The organism is Bradyrhizobium sp. OK095 (assembly GCF_900109945.1).
Taxonomy (GTDB): Bacteria; Pseudomonadota; Alphaproteobacteria; order Rhizobiales; family Xanthobacteraceae; genus Bradyrhizobium.
Genome location: NZ_FOBX01000001.1, coordinates 601,623 through 617,731, shown reverse-complemented (window position 1 = coordinate 617,731; position 16,109 = coordinate 601,623). Strand labels below are relative to the sequence as shown.

Here is a 16,109-nt window from a genome sequence, read left to right as displayed (position 1 = left end):
TGGCCGACGCATCCGCGCTCGGGCGGCTGGAGGCTTTGAGATTTTTCCCGACGACGACAACATCGATCACAGTGACCTCAGGAGTCCGACGACCCCTTGGGTCACGAGCGGTGGACCTGACATTCGCCCCGTCGCCGGAAGCTTTGCATGCGACGTCCTGGTGATCGGAGCCGGCATCACCGGCGCCATGGTCGCCGAGAGCCTTACCCGCCGCGGCCACGAGGTCGTCGTCATCGACCGGGAGACGCCCGGCCATGGCTCGACGGGCGCCAGCACCGCGATGCTGCTCTGGGAAATCGATCGCACGCTGTCCGAGCTCATCCAAACCTACGGATTTGAACGTGCCGCGCGCTGCTACACGGCGAGCCACCGGGCCGCGCAAGGTCTGTTGTCGCTGGCCCGGCACTATCGCATTCCCTGCCACATCAGGGATCGCCTTTCGCTTTACCTCGCCGTGGACGACAGCGGGAGCGCGCTACGAGACGAGTCCGATCTGAGGACGCGTGCCGGCTTGCCCGGCGTATTTCTCGATCACGCCTCCCTGCTCCGCAGGTTCGAGATTGCTCGCGCAGGTGCAATTCTGTCGCCGGACGCCGCGGATGCCGATCCGGTCGAACTCACTCACGGACTTTTAAAAATCTCCATCGCGCGCGGAGCCTCGGTCCGCAAAGCCGATGCGACGGCCTTCGACAGCGCCGGCGCCAAGGTTGTCGTTGGCCTCGGCGGTCGCCACGAGATCGAGGCGAACCGGGTGGTGCTATGCACGGGCTACGTCATGCCCGACATCGTGCGTCCAACCATCCAGCGGCCGACCTCGAGCTGGGCGATCGCGACAGAACCTCAGCCGCAAAATCTGTGGCCCGAGGACGTGCTGATCTGGGAAGCGAGCCATGACTACAATTATGCACGCAGCACATCCGACGGCCGGATCATATTCGGCGGCGAGGACGACGATTCCGCGGTAGAGCCGCAGGCGCGCGAGGCCCTCACTTCAGCCAAGCGGGAACGGCTGAGGCGCAAGCTCCGGGCGCTTTGGCCCAAATCATCCGACAAGATCGATTATTGCTGGTCGGGGGCGTTCGACACGACAGAGGACGGTTTGCCGCTCATCGGCACCGTGCCCGGTCAGAAGAACATTTTCGCGGCCTATGGCTATGGCGGAAATGGCATCACGTTCAGCTATCTCGCGGCCGAGCTGCTCGCGACGCTTTGCTCCGGAGGCAGTTCTCCATTGTTCGATGATTTCGCGATCGACCGCAGCGGGTGAGCATTCCGGCCGTTAAGGCGTTCCGAATTTGGAACTCCCGGTGCCTTTGCCTACTTATACGCCAAGGCTGGATCCAAGGCTGCATCTGAGGAATCACGATGGACTCGTCGGCGCTTGAACCAAAGGTGCAGAGACGCGCCGCTTTCCGCTTTCGAAATTTCTTTTCCACACTGGGGCCGGGGCTGATCACCGGCGCCTCGGACGACGATCCCTCAGGGATAGGCACCTACAGCCAGGCCGGCGCGCAGCTCGGCTTCGGCATCGGCTGGACGATGCTGCTGACCTACCCGCTGATGACCGCGATCCAGGAAATCTCGGCCCGGATCGGCCGGGTAACGGGGCACGGGATCGCCGGCAACGTTTGCCGCAATTTCGGTCCGGCCTACGTCTGGAGCCTCGTGGTTCTGCTTTTTGCTGCCAACACCATCAACATCGCCGCTGATCTCGGCGCGATGGCGGATGCCCTCAAGGTCCTGATCGGCGGTCCGGGCATCGTCTATGTCGTCGTCTTCGGCGCTGTCTCGGTCCTGGCCCAGATTTTCTTCAACTACGACCGTTACGTCGCCGTGTTGAAATGGCTGACGCTCAGCCTGTTTGCCTATGTCATCGCACTTGCCGTCGTGAAGGTCCCCTGGACCGAGGCCTTGAAAGGCGTGCTGATTCCTCAAGTGAGCTGGAACGCCACATTCCTCACCACGCTCGTCGCCATCCTCGGCACGACGATTTCGCCATATCTGTTTGTCTGGCAGTCTTCGCAGGAAGCCGAGGAGCAACGGATCGACCCCAAGAAGACGCCATTGAAAAAGGAAGCCTCGACGGCGAACGCGGAATTCCGCCGCATCCGACTCGATACGATGATCGGCATGGCGTTCTCGAATTTGATCGCGCTTTCGATCATCATCACGACGGCGGCAACCCTGCACGCGCAGGGCAAGACCGATATCCAAAGCTCATCTGAGGCCGCAGAGGCGCTGAGGCCGATTGCCGGCCCCTTCGCCGAGCTGATCTTCGCGCTGGGCATTATCGGCACTGGTCTGCTTGCCATTCCCGTGCTCGCCGGCTCGACCGCCTATGCGATCGGCGAAGGCCGCCGCTGGAAGGTCGGGCTCTCGCGCAAGCCCAAGGAGGCCATCGCATTCTACACGGTGCTCGGCCTCTCCGGCCTTTGCGGCATCGGATTGAATTTCACGCCGATCGACCCGATCAAGGCGCTGTACTGGAGCGCGGTCGTCAACGGCGTGCTGGCGGCGCCGGTGATGATGATCCTGATGCTGCTCGTGCGGCGGCCGAAGGTGATGGGAAAACTCGTGGTCACCGGCCCGCTCTATTGGTTGGGCTGGGCCTCGACGATTGCGATGGCCTTCTGCATCGTCGGCATGGTCGCGACGATGTTCATGGGTTCGTCCTAGAATTTCAGCGTGGTGCGCAGCCCAAAGACAGACGCATTCCGGAGCGCCTTGCCGGCGAGCGGACCGGACGGAAGCGTCGCGCCGCCACCGGGATGAATGATGTATTGAAAGTTGGGCTGCAATGTCCAGCCGTCCTTGACCTGATACTGATAGACCGCCGTAACCAGCCCCTCGAAGCTTCGTGTCGGCCAGTTAGGTGCGACGAGCGCCCGATAGTCGGCGTCGAGCGCTTGTGCGCGCTTTGACACATGGGCGTATCCAGCAGCAATTCCGAACTTGTCGTCAGGCCGATGATCATCGAGACCGATGAACTCGACTCCGCCATCGGCATAGAGGTCGATCAGGTTGCGATCGGCCGGAGCGCCGGAGGCCCGGGCAAACACGCCGATACCGCGATCGTCGCTGTGGGGCACGCGATAGATCTGCTGCTCAAAGACAGCCCAGCCTCCGATATCGCCGGACAGCAATGACGGCTCGCCGCTGCTTGTGGGCGCTGCGAGCGATACACCGTTAGAAGCGAAACGCTGATCGGCAAAGGCGCCGAAGTGACGCCAGCCGCCAAACTTGACCTGTCCTGTCAGATTGGGGTCACCCTTCTTGTTGTTCCAGGCGTATTGAATCTGGCCCAGCAGAAGGGGCGGATCGTTGACGCGAAAATTCACGCCGTAACGATTGCGTTCCTGGGGATCGCCAGGGCCGGGCCCCGCCTGATCGCCATCGAAAATCGCGCCGAGGACGGACAATTGATCCGTGATGTTGACCAGCAGCCTTGCGCCCATTGCCGCCAGCGGCGGCGACGGACCACCGCTCGGTAGATCGAGCGACGTGATGGCCGGCCAGCCCATGGACGCGTTCGTGAAGACATCGGTATATTTGGTGTTGAAGAACTCGCTGTCAGCCGCGAGCTGTCCAAGTTTCAAGGAGACCTTTTTCTCGCCCCACTGCTTCTCGAAGTAAGCCTCGTAGAGCCGCGTCGACGGTAAGGCTTCGATCCCGCTCGCCACAAAGAAGTTTTGCAGATTGTCGCGTGACAGTCCTCCGCCGTGGATCTGGAACATGTTGGCGTGGAACGTGAGCTTGTTCAGTCCGGCAAGCTTCTCCAGGTCGACGTCGACGGCAAGGTTCAGACGCCCCTCGTAGATCGTGCCTTGCTTAAGACCGCCTGAGGCATTGCCGAGCACCTCTCCGATATAGGTGGCCGCAAACTTCACTCCGTATTTCTGGAGTGGGTTGGGCAACAGACCGAGCGTCTTCTCCTCGACGGTGCTCTCGCCCGTATCCGGATCAGCCGGCTTGTCGTCGTCGGTCTTCTTGTCCTCCTGGGCGCCGGCCTGAACGCCGGCCAGCAGATAGCTACCAACCACGACGGCTGTCAGACATCGCCAGACCAGACTTTGTATCAACCCGCGTCTCCCCCTATTTGGGAAATAGGCACACGACCAAGCTGCGGTTTCAAGAGCGAACTTGCTCATGGAACCGCGCGGCGGGAACGACGTGGGGCACGAAGATCAACAGTGGACCAGGCGTACGCAGGATAGGCGGCCGGCACCGTTGGCACTCCGACAATTGAGGCACACGGACGCCCACGACACTGCGTCGTCGGTGGCCAAGCATTCCCGGGACCGCTCCATTGCTTTTGTGAGATAGGCCACATAGGCCTCGTTCCCGGCCTGTTAGCGTCGCGGACATGAAGAAAAACATGAAGCTACCCATCATCCTCACCGCTCTGCTCATCGCCACGCCAAGCCTGGCCGCCGAGACCAAAGGAGCCGGCTCAACCTTTGTTTCGCCCGTGATGGCGAAATGGATCGACGCCTACAAGGCGAAGACCGGAAACGTCGTCAGCTACCAAGCCGTCGGCTCGAGCATCGGCGTCGGCCTGATCAAGAAGGAAGCCGTCGACTTCGGCGCGAGCGACATGCCGCTCGATCCCAAGGAATTGGACAGGCTCGGCATGATGCAATTCCCGATCGTGATCGGGGGCGTCGTGCCGGTGGTCAACATCGACGGCATCAAGCCCGGCCAGATCCGCTTCACCGGCCTAATGCTCGCCGACATCTATCTCGGCAAGCTGAAATTCTGGAACGATCCGGCCATTCGCGCGATCAACCCCGACATCAAGCTGCCGAACACTGCGATCACCGTGGTTCACCGCATCGACGGCTCCGGCACGACATTCAACTGGTCGAACTACCTCGCGAAAGTCAGCCCGCAATGGAAGACGAGCGTCGGCGAAGGCACCTCGGTGGAGTGGCCGCTTGGCCTCGGCGGCAAGGGCAATGACGGCGTCGCCTCACTCGTCAGTCTCGTTCCCGGCGCGATCGGCTATCTCGAATACACCTACGCGCTGCAACGGCTCGACAGGATCTCGTTCGGCGTGGTGCAGAACAGTGCCGGCAATTTCGTCGTCCCCGATGCCGCCTCGTTCCAGGCAGCGGCCGCGAGCGCGGACTGGAAAGCCGAGAAGGATTTCCACCTCGTGCTCACCAACGCCCCCGGCGTAGACGCCTATCCGATCACGGCGACGACCTTCGTGCTGATGCCGAAGGCGCCGAAATCTCAGGACCGATCGGCCGCCGCCATCGACTTCGTGCGCTGGTCGCTGGAGAGCGGAAAGTCCCAGGCCGAGACGCTCAACTATGTGCCGCTGCCGGCCGCCCTGGTCGACCAGATCGAGCGCTACTGGCAGCAGAGCATCGAGGCGCCCCCCACGGTCTCGGCATCCGCGAGCGTCAAGCGCTAACCTTCCGAAGAGCGACCGTCATCTCGAGATTGGGTAGCCCCCAATCTCGATTGACAATGACGAATATTTCGATAATCGTTGAAATATGGAAAAGACAGACGCCGTCACGGCGCTCGCCGCGCTGGCCCAGGACAACCGTCTCGACGTTTTCCGCCTGCTGGTGCAGGCCGGCCCCGAAGGTATGGCCGCCGGCGCGATCGCGGAGGCGCTGGATCTCGCGCCCAACACGCTGACGTTCCACTTCGACCGGCTGCGGATGGCCGGGCTCGCCACCGTCCGGCGCGAGGGGCGCTCGATGATCTATGCCGCGCGGTTCGAGACGATGAACACGCTCGTCGGTTTCCTGACTGAGAATTGCTGTGGCGGAACGTCGTGCGCTCCTGCGACGCCTTCGAAACCCGCGCGAAAGCGCAGCAGAGTCCCAGCTTGAAAGGACAAACCATGAAGCGCCTGCACGTTCACGTGTCCGTCGAGGATATCTCCCACTCGATCGGGTTCTACTCCGCCTTGTTCGCGAGCGCGCCTTCGGTCGTGAAATCCGACTACACCAAATGGATGCTGGAAGACCCGCGCGTGAATTTCGCCATCTCGACGCGCGGACGCGCATCCGGCGGCGATGTCGTCGAGCAGGGGCAGACCAGCTGCTGCTATGCGAAGTCGGAAAAATCCTGGATCGACGATCCCGCCGGCATCGCCTGGGAGACCTTTTACACCACAGGCGAGAGCACCGACTACGGCGACGGCAGCGGCGAGAACGGGGCGCGTGTCGCGCACGACAAGCAAGAAACCCAGTCGGCCTGCTGCGTACCGCAAGCGGCACCAAACGCCTCGCTGGCCTGTTGCTGAGCACCTTTCGCCATGGACACGATCATCTACCACAATCCCGATTGCGGCACGTCGCGCAACACGCTTGCGATGATCCGGCACGCCGGCATCGAGCCGCACGTGATCGAATATCTGAAGACGCCGCCATCGCGGGCGCTGTTGCAGCAGCTGATCGCGCGCATGGGGATTTCGGTGCGCGATGCGGTTCGTGAAAAGGCCGCGCCCTATGCGGAGCTCGGGCTCGGCAACCCTGATCTGACCGACGATCAACTCCTCGATGCGATGATGGCACATCCGATCCTGATCAACCGGCCGATCGTGGTTGCGCCGAAAGGCGTCAAACTCTGCCGCCCTTCCGAGCTCGTGCTCGATCTGCTGCCGGCGCAACAGGGTGAATTCGTCAAGGAGGACGGCGCGCGCGTGCGGCTGGGTCGCGGCGCCTGATGCCGGGCCTTGCGCAGCGCGCCTTCGCGGAGTGGCTGGGGACAGCATTCCTGCTTGCCGCTGTGGTCGGGTCGGGGATCATGGCACAGAGGCTCTCCGGCGGAAACATCGCGCTGGCGCTGCTGTGCAACACGATCGCCACCGGCGCTATTCTCGTGGTGCTGATCCTGATGCTCGCTCCGATATCGGGGGCGCATTTCAATCCGGCGGTGACGCTGGCATTCGCCTTGCGCGGCGAAACCGCATGGACGGATGCTGCGATCTACCTTGTCGCTCAGATCGCCGGCGCGATCGCAGGTGCGGGGATCGCACATTTGATGTTCGAGCTTCCAGTCCTCCAGCTTTCGCTCACGGAACGTACCGGAGCCGGACAATGGCTCGCCGAAATCGTCGCCACCTTCGGCTTGCTGTCGACGATCCTTGGTGTCCGGTATCGGACGCCCACCGCCGTTCCTTATGCCGTCGGCCTCTACATTACGTCAGCTTACTGGTTCACGTCGTCCACGTCGTTCGCCAATCCCGCGGTCACCCTCGCCCGCTCGCTGTCCGATACGTTCTCGGGCATCGCTCCGCGCGACGTGCCGGCCTTCATTGCCGCTCAATTCATCGGGGTCGTTCTTGCCGTTATGCTGGCGCGCTGGCTTTGGGGGCGAGCTCCCGAAATGCGAAACGTCGCTCAGACCGCATCCAGAAAACCTGCATGATGCAGCACTGACAACCACTTTACGATCGAAACACGTTTCCAAATTGCTCCGCCCGGGTATTCTGTTGATCGACAAGACTCGCGAGGAGTGGTTCGTGGAGCGGTTGCACGGCCCCGACATCGACGATCCCCAAATATTCTGCCCGACACGGCAGCGTCCCGGATGAGCGATTTTGCGCGGTCCATCGGCGCTGCTTTCACGCTGATCGGCGGGGCCGATGCCGAGCTGCTCGGCATCGTGGCATTGTCGGTGCGCGTCAGCCTGACCGCCGGCATCGTCGCGCTGCTGATCGGTGCGCCAATCGGGATGCTGCTCGCGATCACCCGGTTCCGGGGGCGGCAGGTCGTCATCGTACTGACCAATGCGTTGCTCGGCCTTCCGCCGGTCGTGGTCGGGCTCGCGCTTTATCTGCTGCTGTCGCGGTCCGGCCCGCTCGGCGCTGCCGGCCTGTTGTTCACACCGACGGCCATGGTGATCGCGCAGACGCTGCTCGCAACCCCGATCGTGGTCGCGCTGGTGCACCGGCCGGCGAGCCTGCTTTGGGTTGAGTACGGCGATCTCGCGCGGATTGACGGGCTTTCAACGCTGCGCAGCATGGCGCTGCTGTTCGCGCTGGGACGAACGTCGCTACTGACGGCTTTTCTCGCGGCGTTCGGGCGCGCCATCGCCGAAGTCGGCGCCATCATCATCGTCGGCGGCAATATCCGCGGCTTTACGCGCACGATGACGACGGCGATCGCGCTTGAAACCAGCAAGGGGGACCTGCCGCTGGCGCTCGGGCTCGGCCTGATCCTGCTTGCGCTCAGCGTCGCGGTATCGACCGTCGCCTTCCTGCTAGTGGGACGCGTTGGGGAAAAATAGCTGCTCGCCGCCGATCTTGTAGCCGGCGATGGCATCCTGCCCCCTCAGTGAGACCAGCCAGTCGATGAAGGCCTGCCCGTCCTTCGCCTTCACGTTCGCATGCGTCGCCGGGTTCACCAACATGACGCCATACTGGTTGAACAGCCGCTTGTCGCCCTCGGTCAGAACAGCAAGCTCGCCGCGATTCCTGAACGACAGCCAGGTGCCGCGATCCGACAGAAGATAGGCGTTCGACGACGAGGCCATGTTGAGCGCCGGACCCATGCCCTGGCCAATCTCGCGGTACCAGCCGTCCTTGCCGGCGCTGATGTCGACGCCCGCCTCCTTCCACAATCTCAGCTCGGCCGCATGGGTGCCGGACTTGTCGCCGCGCGAGATGAACGGTGCCTTTGCCGCCGCGATCTTGCGCAGCGCCTCCGCGACGTCCTTGCCGCCGGCGATCTTGGCGGGATCGCTTTTGGGACCAACGATGATGAAGTCGTTGTACATGACGTCGAAGCGTTTCACGCCCTGCCCTTCGGACATGAACTTGTCTTCGGCCGGCCTGTCATGCACGAACACCACGTCGGCATCGCCGCGCCGTCCGATGTCGAGCGCCTGGCCGGTGCCGACGGCAACGACCTTCACGTCGATGCCCTCGGCCTTCAAGAACAGCGGCAGCAAATAACCGAACAGGCCCGACTGCTCCGTTGACGTCGTCGAAGCCACCGTGATGGTGCGATCCTGCGCGAATGCGACCGTGGACCAGAGCAGAACCGCGGCAATGGCGGCGATCTTCTTCATGCGTCGTCCTCACTCCCCAGATGCTTCAAATTAGGCAGGAAGGACGAGCCAGGAAAGCCCGACGTTTGGCGCAGGATCAGCGTCCAGGACAATATTTCATGACGCTGCGGTAGCCCTGCGGGTCGGGCTCCTTCATCCACTCGATTTCCCAGGCGACCCAAAGCTTGTCGTCCCCGATGACATACGCGAAGGTCGAGGTATCGAAACCTCTGGGATTGCGGACCGTGACCTCGCCGCAAGCCACCTCGATCGCGCGCCCCTGCGGGTCGTATGCGGGACTGGTCCAGGAGATGTGGATCTCCGCATTCGGCGGGACGAGGTGAGCGGCAATCTTTGGTGTGAGATCGTCGGCAGATGCAGGCGCGCAGATGAGCGCGGCGAGCGCCGCGAGACAGGTCTTGCGGATCACGTCTTTTCTCCTTCACGTTCGAAGGAAACGTATCCTAGCCCGGTACCGCAGCTCTGTGGATGTGGTCACATTGGAGGCTCATCGCGCCGCGGTTTCATGGCGGTCGCGTGCGGATGTTCTGCAATTGGTCCCACCTAGATTGACATCGATGTGACGGCCGGGGCAGTTTTTCATATTGCTGGCGAATCAGCGATTGCCTCACGCCGAGTACCTCTTGGACAACTCCCAGTGCTTTCGAGACTGATATCGTTGCTGCGCCGCATTCCCGCGGTGGAATGGGCGTTCACCCGGCTTCGGCCCCTGCCGCACAGCGGCAGCATCGACGACGCGCGTCCCGCTGACTCATCTGAAATCGTCGCTGACACCGAGATCGCAGCTCCCCTCGCCGAGGACGACACTACGATCTCTACCGTCGCAGAGAGCCCGTCGGCCGCGCCAATCGATATCAGCATCAGCGAAGCTTCATGCCGGGAGACGCCGGCAGAGATCGAGCCGGTCGTCGCGGAAGAGGTTGTCGTCGTTTCAGTCGAGAACGATCCTGTCGATACCGCCAAGCTCGTCAGCAACGATCCACCTGCGGAACTCTCGACGAGCGACGAGCCCGTCGTCGCGGAGAAGACGCAGGCCGCATCGGTCGATATCGAAATCGCTACGGTTGATGCCCCCGTTCTCGTCGTTGACGACGGTCCCTCCACCGTCATCGTCCTGGACGCTGAACCGGCGGTCGTGGACGATTCCTGCATCGCGCTTGCCGATCATGAAGTCTCAGCCGAGGACGTCTCCGAGACCAGCATCGACAGCGCTCCGTCTCCCAGCGTCGCAATCGAAATCAAGCCTGTCCCCGCCGACGATCCCGCCCCGGTCGCAGCGATCGCCGTGGAAGATTTTTCCGTCGACACACCGAGCGTCGTCACGGACATCGCGCCGGAACCGGTCTTTGAGGCTCCCGCTCTGAAGGTCCCCAGCGCGCGCACGATTCGCGCAAAGGTCGTGGAACCCGCCGATCGCGCCACGCTGATCCGGCAGCGCTGGACGGAGACCGGGATCCGGATGTGGAATCCGCGGCTTCATGGCACCGGCGATGCCACGCTGAACATCCAGGGACGCATCGAGCTGCTGCCGCCCGAACCCGGCGAGACGATGCCGCGCTACGATAAGCTGGAATTCAAGATGCTCGGCGGGCAGATCGTCTGCGAAGGCGTCATCGTCGAGGCGCCCGCGTCTGCGGGCCAGCGCAGCTTCACGCGGCTCGCCGAGACCGCAAAGGCCGCCCGCGAACCGGTGCGGGAACGCCAGGCCGCGCTCGCCTGACCCTTTTCGTCAGCGGCGATGCTCACCATATGCCAGCTGATGCCCTGCATATAGGAGATCGCATGTCCGCAACTTCATTGCGACTGATCGTGATCGCCGTCTTCTGCGTCCTGCAGCCAGCTCTGGCTACCTCGGGCGAGCGGCCGCGCCATACGCCCGCGACAGCAGCCGCCACCGATCCAGCCGTGCCCTACAAGGCCGACCGGCTCTCCTCCTCGCGCGGCGAGACGATCCTCAACACGCCCGGCCAGACCACCGTGCTGACGCGAGAGGTCCTCGACGACATGAACGCGCGGAGCCTGAAGGACGCCATGCGCTCGACCGCCGGCGTGACGATCGGACGCTAGCTGTCCTCCCTGAATTGCACGCTTACGGAATCGGATACCCCTTCCAGACCCACTCCAGCGCCGACGGCAGCGTCTGCGCGATCGTCGGACGGTCGACGTGCTTGGCGTTGCGCACGAACAGGAACTGGTAGTGGTAGCCCTTCTCCGCCAGCACCTTCGCCGTCAGCGCGTTCGACAAGGTCCAGTCGTGCATGCCGTCGGGAATGGTGGGGTTCGGATAGAACAGGTCCTGGTCGCCGCCGAAGAACCAGAAGCGGATCGGCTTCACCGGCGCCGCGACGATCAGCGGCACGCCCGGGGGCTCTGCCGGCGTCAGCACGCCTGCCTTCGAAATGAGATTGGGCGTGGCCGGCCCCGTCCAGGCACTGTGATACTCCCACGCGCCACCACGCAGTGACGGATCGTGCGGCCATTGCTGGTTGACCATGGTCGGTGAGAAGGCCAGCACGCGGTGATAGAGATCGGGATAGAACCATGCCATCGTGAAGGCTGCCACACCACTCGAGCTCAGCCCCATGGTCGCGCGCCCGTCGGGATTCTTGGTGAGCTTGACGCCCGCATTCTGCTCGACCAGCGGCAGCACCTCACGCTCGACGAACTGCGCGTAGATGCCTGACACCGCGTCGTATTCGCGGCCACGCTGAGCGCCCTGCGCATCCTGGCCGCCATTGCCGATCTGGATCGCAATCATCGGCGGCACGCGGCGCTGCGCGATGAGATTGTCGAGCGTGGTTGGGAGATCCTTGTAGGCGGCTGAACCGCCATCGCCGACCACGATGAACGGCGCCTCGGTGCCGGGGACATATTGCGCCGGCACGTAGACGTCGATGGTGCGGGACCAGATTCCGGGATGGCTGGTGGTGACGATCATGTTCGACTTGTCGTCCTGCGCCGTGACGGTCGTCATGATAGAGGAGTTGCCGCAGCCGGCGACGTCATCGCGGATCAGGCCGGGGTTGTAGATCGTACTCTCCTTCGACGACAGCGTGAAGGATTTCGTCGTGCCGTGCGGCACGCCTTCTTTCGCGATGGTCTCCGGCGCGGGATTGTGGGTGGGACCGATGATGAAATTGCCCTCGGCACCCGGCGGCGGCAGCGTTCCATCAGGCAGCTCGGTCGCGCGCGGATAATTGGGATTTGAGGGATCGCGTGTCGGCGGCGTCGTCTTGAAGTCGAGACCCGTCGTATCGATGAAGAACGGTGCCGCCTTGTCGGCAGTGTTGGCGCCAGGCGGAACGGCCATGTTCTGGGTCACGCAGGCCGGCTGCGACAGCGCAACTGAAGTGAAGGAGACGACGGAAATCAGCGTCCCCGCAAGGACGGATAATGAATTGGTCATTTCAGCTCCCGGTGCTGGCGAGTCTTTCCGGCCCGCCTTGACGCAAAGTATGGCGGGCCGTCTGCGCGCGGTCAAACGCCCGCCGGCTGCTTTGCTGCAATAGCCGCCATGCTCAAACCGGACAGGGGCCGTTATTCCGCGCATACCGCGAAATTTTGAGCGCATCGGGCGGTTGCTGCCTGACCTTGCACGACGTAGCTTGCGCGCCGGCCGCGCCGCGCGGAAGTCGCGCCCGGTCAGAACGACAAAAACAATTGGGGAGGCAAACAATGAGAAAATTCACGGCCGCGTTGTGCGCGTTGATGCTGTTCGGAACGGCTGCACAGGCGCAGACCATCAAGGATTTCCTGGCGGCGGTCACCAAGAAATGGACCACGCCGTTCGAGCCGTTCCAGCTCATCGACAACATCTATTATGTCGGCACCGACGGCATCGCCGTCTACATCATCAAGACCTCGCAAGGCCTGATCCTGATGGATACGGCGCTGCCGCAGTCGACCGGCATGATCAAGGACAACATCGCAAAGCTCGGTTTCAAGGTCGCCGACATCAAGTACATCCTGAACAGCCACGCGCACTTCGATCACACCGGCGGCTTCGCCGAGATCAAGAAGGAGACCGGCGCGCAGCTCGTGGCTGGCGAGCGCGACAAGCCGCTGCTCGAAGGCGGCTACTATCCCGGCGACGAGAAGAACGAGGACCTCGCCTTCCCCGCCGTGAAGGTCGACCGCGCCGTCAAGGAAGGCGACAAGGTCACGCTCGGCGACACCACGCTGACCGCTCACGCCACCCCCGGCCACTCGCCGGGCTGCACCAGCTGGGAAATGACCGTCAAGGACGGCAGCCAGGACCGCGAGGTGCTGTTCTTCTGCAGCGGCACGGTGGCACTGAACCGGCTCGTCGGCCAGCCGACGCATGCCGGCATCGTCGACGACTACCGCGCGACCTATGCCAAGGTGAAGGCCATGAAGATCGACGTGCTGCTCGGACCACATCCCGAAGTCTATGGCATGCAGGCCAAGCGCGCAGAGATGAAGGACGGCGCGCCGAACCCGTTCGTCAAGCCGGGCGAACTCGCAACCTACGCAACCAGCCTGTCTGAGGATTTCGACAAGCAGCTCGCCAAGCAGACCGCCGCACTCGAGAAGAAATAGCGGCCATCAGATGCTGCGCACCACCGCTCCCCCGCAGGGAGAGGTGGTGCGGCAATCGGCTGCGCCAACATGCATGGTTAGCAGAGCGTAGCCGTGGTGATTGCGGGTCATTCGTGCTCAAGATGCACGCCACTGCTGCCGGACATCCTTAACGGGACCTCACCAATGCACGCGGCCTGAAAATCCCGCGGTAGCGCGCAACCTGCGCTGGCCTTTCCGCGCGGAACGCGTCTAACGCCCCCTTTACCCGCGCCGTGCAAGATCGCCGTGTTTTGATGGGGATCCGGGGCGCGTATTTGCAATGCCTGTCGTCAATTTGAAGTCTCAACTCGCTGCCGCGATGCGGCTGTTTCGCGTGCCGGATGACCCGGACCTGACGCGCGCGCAGTTCGACGCCTTCTCCAAGCAGATCCCGCTGCTCTACTTCATCCTGATGAGCAACACGATCGCCGTCGCCTACACCTATGTGAACGTGGCGCCGGACTGGCTGACGATGATCGTGCCGAGCGTGCTCACCATGCTCGCGGCACTACGCACCTTCTGGTGGCTGCGCCAGCGTCATCTCGTGCGCAGCGACGCCGACATCCTGCGCAATCTGCGCGCTACCAACTGGATGACATTGCCGATCGGCGCAGGCTTCACCGCCTGGTCGTTCGCGCTCTATCCTTACGGCGATCCCTTCGCCAAGAGCCAGGTCGCGTTCTACATGGCGGTGACCGTGATCGGCTGCATCTTCTCGCTGATGCATCTGCGCTCGGCGGCGCTGATCGTGACGCTGGTCGTCGACGTGCCCTATGTGCTGTTCTTCTGGGCCACCGGCGAGCCGACGCTGAAGGCGATCGCGGTCAACAATTTGCTGGTCTCCGGCGCGATGGTGACAGTGCTGTTCATCTACTATCGCGACTTCGCCGACCTCGTCGCCAGCCGCAAATCGTTGCTGGCACAGCAGGCGGCAACGCAGGCGCTTTCGGACGAGAATTTCCGCCTCGCCAATCTCGATTCCCTCACCGAGCTGCCGAACCGACGCCGCTTCTTCGCCGAGCTGTCGAGCGCCTTCGCCGATGCCGAGCGCAGGAGCGTTCGCGTCGCGGTCGGCATCATCGACCTCGACGGCTTCAAGCCGATCAACGACAATTACGGTCACTCGGTCGGCGACCGCGTTCTGATCGAGGCGGGTCGCCGCATCCGCGAGGTCTGCGAGGGCTTTGGCCCGCAGCGCGTCGAGTTCGCCCGGCTCGGCGGCGACGAGTTCGGCCTCGTCGTCTGCGGCGATCCCGACGACACGGATCTGCTCCGGCTCGGCGAGCGCATCGGCGACCAGGTCAAGCTTCCCTACCAGGTCGACACCGCCCACACCGGGCTGTCCTGCTCGATCGGCTTTGCATTATTCCCGCAATCGGCAACGACCGCGGAAGCACTCTATGAATGCGCCGACTATTCGCTCTACCACGCTAAGCGTCATCTGCGCGGCCAAACCGTGATCTTCTCGACCGAGCTCGAGGCCGAAATCCGCAGCCGCGGCGTCATCGAGAACCTGCTGCGCATTGCCGATTTCAGCACCGAGATGGATCTGGTATTCCAGCCGATCGTGGACGCCATGAGCGAGCACACCGCCGCCTTCGAGGTGCTCGCGCGCTGGCACAGCTCCCGCCTCGGCCTGGTGTCGCCGGCCGACTTCATCCCCGCCGCCGAGCGCATCGGGCTGATCCGGCCGCTGACGCAGGCGCTGCTGGTCCGCGCGCTCGCGGTGGCGAAGACCTGGCCCGACCACATCCGCCTGTCGTTCAACCTCTCCGCACACGACGTTTGCTCGGCGGAGGGCATCCTGCCGCTGATCACCATCGTCGAGAAGAGCGGGCTGCCGCCGCACCGGATCGATTTCGAAATCACCGAGACCGCCGTCACGTTCGACTTCGTGCGCGCGCAGCAGTCGATCGCGGCGTTGAAGGCGATGGGCTGCGGCATCTCACTGGACGATTTCGGCACCGGTTATTCCTCGCTGAGCCACGTGCACCGGCTGCCGCTGGACAAGCTCAAGATCGACCGCAGCTTCGTCGCGGACATCAACGACAATCCGGTCAGCCACAAGATCATCAAGTCGCTCACCGGCCTCTGCGACGACATGGAGATCGCCTGCGTCGTCGAGGGCGTCGAGACCCGCGCTCAGCTCGATAGCCTGCGCCGTCTCGGCTGCGACTACATCCAGGGCTATTATTTCGCAAAGCCCATGCCGGGCGACGCGATTGGGGACTATCTCGCCAAAGAACGCCAGCGCCTCGACGGCGCTGCAACGCCTGCCGCCAAGGCGGTCGCCTGAGGCGAGCAGCCTTGGGCATATCGCCGAACAGTTGAACTCATCTCTGTCAACTCGACCGCTTCACATGCGTCGAAATGCCCCGACAACACCGCATGTGATGTGGATGCTTGTCAGAGGCGCCAAAAGGCGCCATACTCAATTTCAAGGGGAAAGATACTAAAGATACAACTTTTTGATCTTGGTGACTTTCAACTGG

16 protein-coding genes are annotated in these 16,109 nt (G+C 63.0%); 12 read left to right on the top strand and 4 right to left on the bottom strand.

Going from position 1 to position 16,109, the window contains the following annotated elements; translation table 11 throughout:
* The first annotated feature begins 160 nt into the window (after positions 1 to 160).
* Together BMW89_RS02880 and BMW89_RS02875 are read left to right on the top strand one after the other, a co-directional pair.
* Positions 161 to 1,267, top strand: a complete 1,107-nt coding sequence (locus BMW89_RS02880; protein ID WP_244547495.1) for an NAD(P)/FAD-dependent oxidoreductase — start codon at positions 161 to 163, stop codon at positions 1,265 to 1,267.
* 98 nt (positions 1,268 to 1,365) lie between these two features.
* Positions 1,366 to 2,676, top strand: a complete 1,311-nt coding sequence (locus tag BMW89_RS02875; RefSeq protein WP_092022483.1) for an Nramp family divalent metal transporter — start codon at positions 1,366 to 1,368, stop codon at positions 2,674 to 2,676.
* Here BMW89_RS02875 and BMW89_RS02870 read toward each other — a convergent pair.
* A complete protein-coding gene (locus BMW89_RS02870; RefSeq protein WP_092022481.1) occupies positions 2,673 to 4,148 on the bottom strand; it encodes a carbohydrate porin in 1,476 nt (491 codons plus the stop codon). The genes BMW89_RS02875 and BMW89_RS02870 overlap by 4 nt on opposite strands.
* A 215-nt stretch (positions 4,149 to 4,363) precedes the next feature.
* Here BMW89_RS02870 and pstS point away from each other — a divergent pair, with 215 nt between their 5' ends.
* From pstS to BMW89_RS02840, 6 genes are all read left to right on the top strand, one after another.
* On the top strand, positions 4,364 to 5,419 hold the full coding sequence (gene pstS, locus BMW89_RS02865) for a phosphate ABC transporter substrate-binding protein PstS (RefSeq protein ID WP_092022479.1): 1,056 nt from the start codon (positions 4,364 to 4,366) through the stop codon (positions 5,417 to 5,419).
* 85 nt (positions 5,420 to 5,504) lie between these two features.
* Entirely contained in the window at positions 5,505 to 5,849 is a 345-nt protein-coding gene (locus BMW89_RS02860) for an ArsR/SmtB family transcription factor (protein WP_092022477.1), read from the top strand.
* 11 nt (positions 5,850 to 5,860) lie between these two features.
* Positions 5,861 to 6,265, top strand: a complete 405-nt coding sequence (locus BMW89_RS02855) for a VOC family protein (RefSeq protein WP_092022475.1) — start codon at positions 5,861 to 5,863, stop codon at positions 6,263 to 6,265.
* Between the two features lie 12 nt (positions 6,266 to 6,277).
* A complete protein-coding gene (gene arsC, locus BMW89_RS02850) occupies positions 6,278 to 6,688 on the top strand; it encodes an arsenate reductase (glutaredoxin) (RefSeq protein ID WP_092022473.1) in 411 nt (136 codons plus the stop codon).
* Complete coding sequence (locus BMW89_RS02845; protein WP_092022472.1) at positions 6,688 to 7,392, top strand: aquaporin; 705 nt, start codon at positions 6,688 to 6,690, stop codon at positions 7,390 to 7,392. Before arsC ends, BMW89_RS02845 begins: the two co-directional genes overlap by 1 nt.
* A 162-nt stretch (positions 7,393 to 7,554) precedes the next feature.
* The gene (locus BMW89_RS02840) at positions 7,555 to 8,253 is read left to right on the top strand and encodes an ABC transporter permease (RefSeq protein ID WP_092022471.1); all 699 of its coding nucleotides are present in this window, start codon (positions 7,555 to 7,557) and stop codon (positions 8,251 to 8,253) included.
* On the opposite strand, the gene BMW89_RS02835 is transcribed toward BMW89_RS02840, so the two are convergent.
* Both BMW89_RS02835 and BMW89_RS02830 read right to left on the bottom strand, forming a co-directional pair.
* Positions 8,227 to 9,036: an ABC transporter substrate-binding protein gene (locus BMW89_RS02835; protein WP_092022469.1), complete on the bottom strand. Its 810-nt coding sequence runs from the start codon at positions 9,034 to 9,036 to the stop codon at positions 8,227 to 8,229. The genes BMW89_RS02840 and BMW89_RS02835 overlap by 27 nt on opposite strands.
* Positions 9,037 to 9,112: 76 nt before the next feature.
* Positions 9,113 to 9,445 carry a hypothetical protein gene (locus BMW89_RS02830; RefSeq protein ID WP_092022467.1) on the bottom strand — a complete coding sequence of 111 codons (333 nt, stop codon included), beginning with the start codon at positions 9,443 to 9,445 and terminating at the stop codon, positions 9,113 to 9,115.
* Positions 9,446 to 9,595: 150 nt separating this feature from the next.
* Between BMW89_RS02830 and BMW89_RS02825 the strand changes: the two genes are divergently transcribed.
* The gene (locus tag BMW89_RS02825; protein WP_349516525.1) at positions 9,596 to 10,756 is read left to right on the top strand and encodes a hypothetical protein; all 1,161 of its coding nucleotides are present in this window, start codon (positions 9,596 to 9,598) and stop codon (positions 10,754 to 10,756) included.
* A gap of 62 nt (positions 10,757 to 10,818) precedes the next feature.
* Positions 10,819 to 11,103, top strand: coding sequence for a TonB-dependent receptor plug domain-containing protein (locus BMW89_RS02820; protein ID WP_177195785.1), 285 nt, complete (start codon positions 10,819 to 10,821; stop codon positions 11,101 to 11,103).
* Between the two features lie 22 nt (positions 11,104 to 11,125).
* On the opposite strand, the gene BMW89_RS02815 is transcribed toward BMW89_RS02820, so the two are convergent.
* Positions 11,126 to 12,442: an alpha/beta hydrolase gene (locus BMW89_RS02815; RefSeq protein WP_092022463.1), complete on the bottom strand. Its 1,317-nt coding sequence runs from the start codon at positions 12,440 to 12,442 to the stop codon at positions 11,126 to 11,128.
* Positions 12,443 to 12,711: 269 nt separating this feature from the next.
* Between BMW89_RS02815 and blaBJP the strand changes: the two genes are divergently transcribed.
* On the top strand, positions 12,712 to 13,596 hold the full coding sequence (blaBJP, locus tag BMW89_RS02810; RefSeq protein ID WP_092022461.1) for a BJP family subclass B3 metallo-beta-lactamase: 885 nt from the start codon (positions 12,712 to 12,714) through the stop codon (positions 13,594 to 13,596).
* A 301-nt stretch (positions 13,597 to 13,897) separates the two neighbouring features.
* Positions 13,898 to 15,913: a putative bifunctional diguanylate cyclase/phosphodiesterase gene (locus tag BMW89_RS02805; protein ID WP_092022459.1), complete on the top strand. Its 2,016-nt coding sequence runs from the start codon at positions 13,898 to 13,900 to the stop codon at positions 15,911 to 15,913.
* Positions 15,914 to 16,109: the final 196 nt, after the last annotated feature.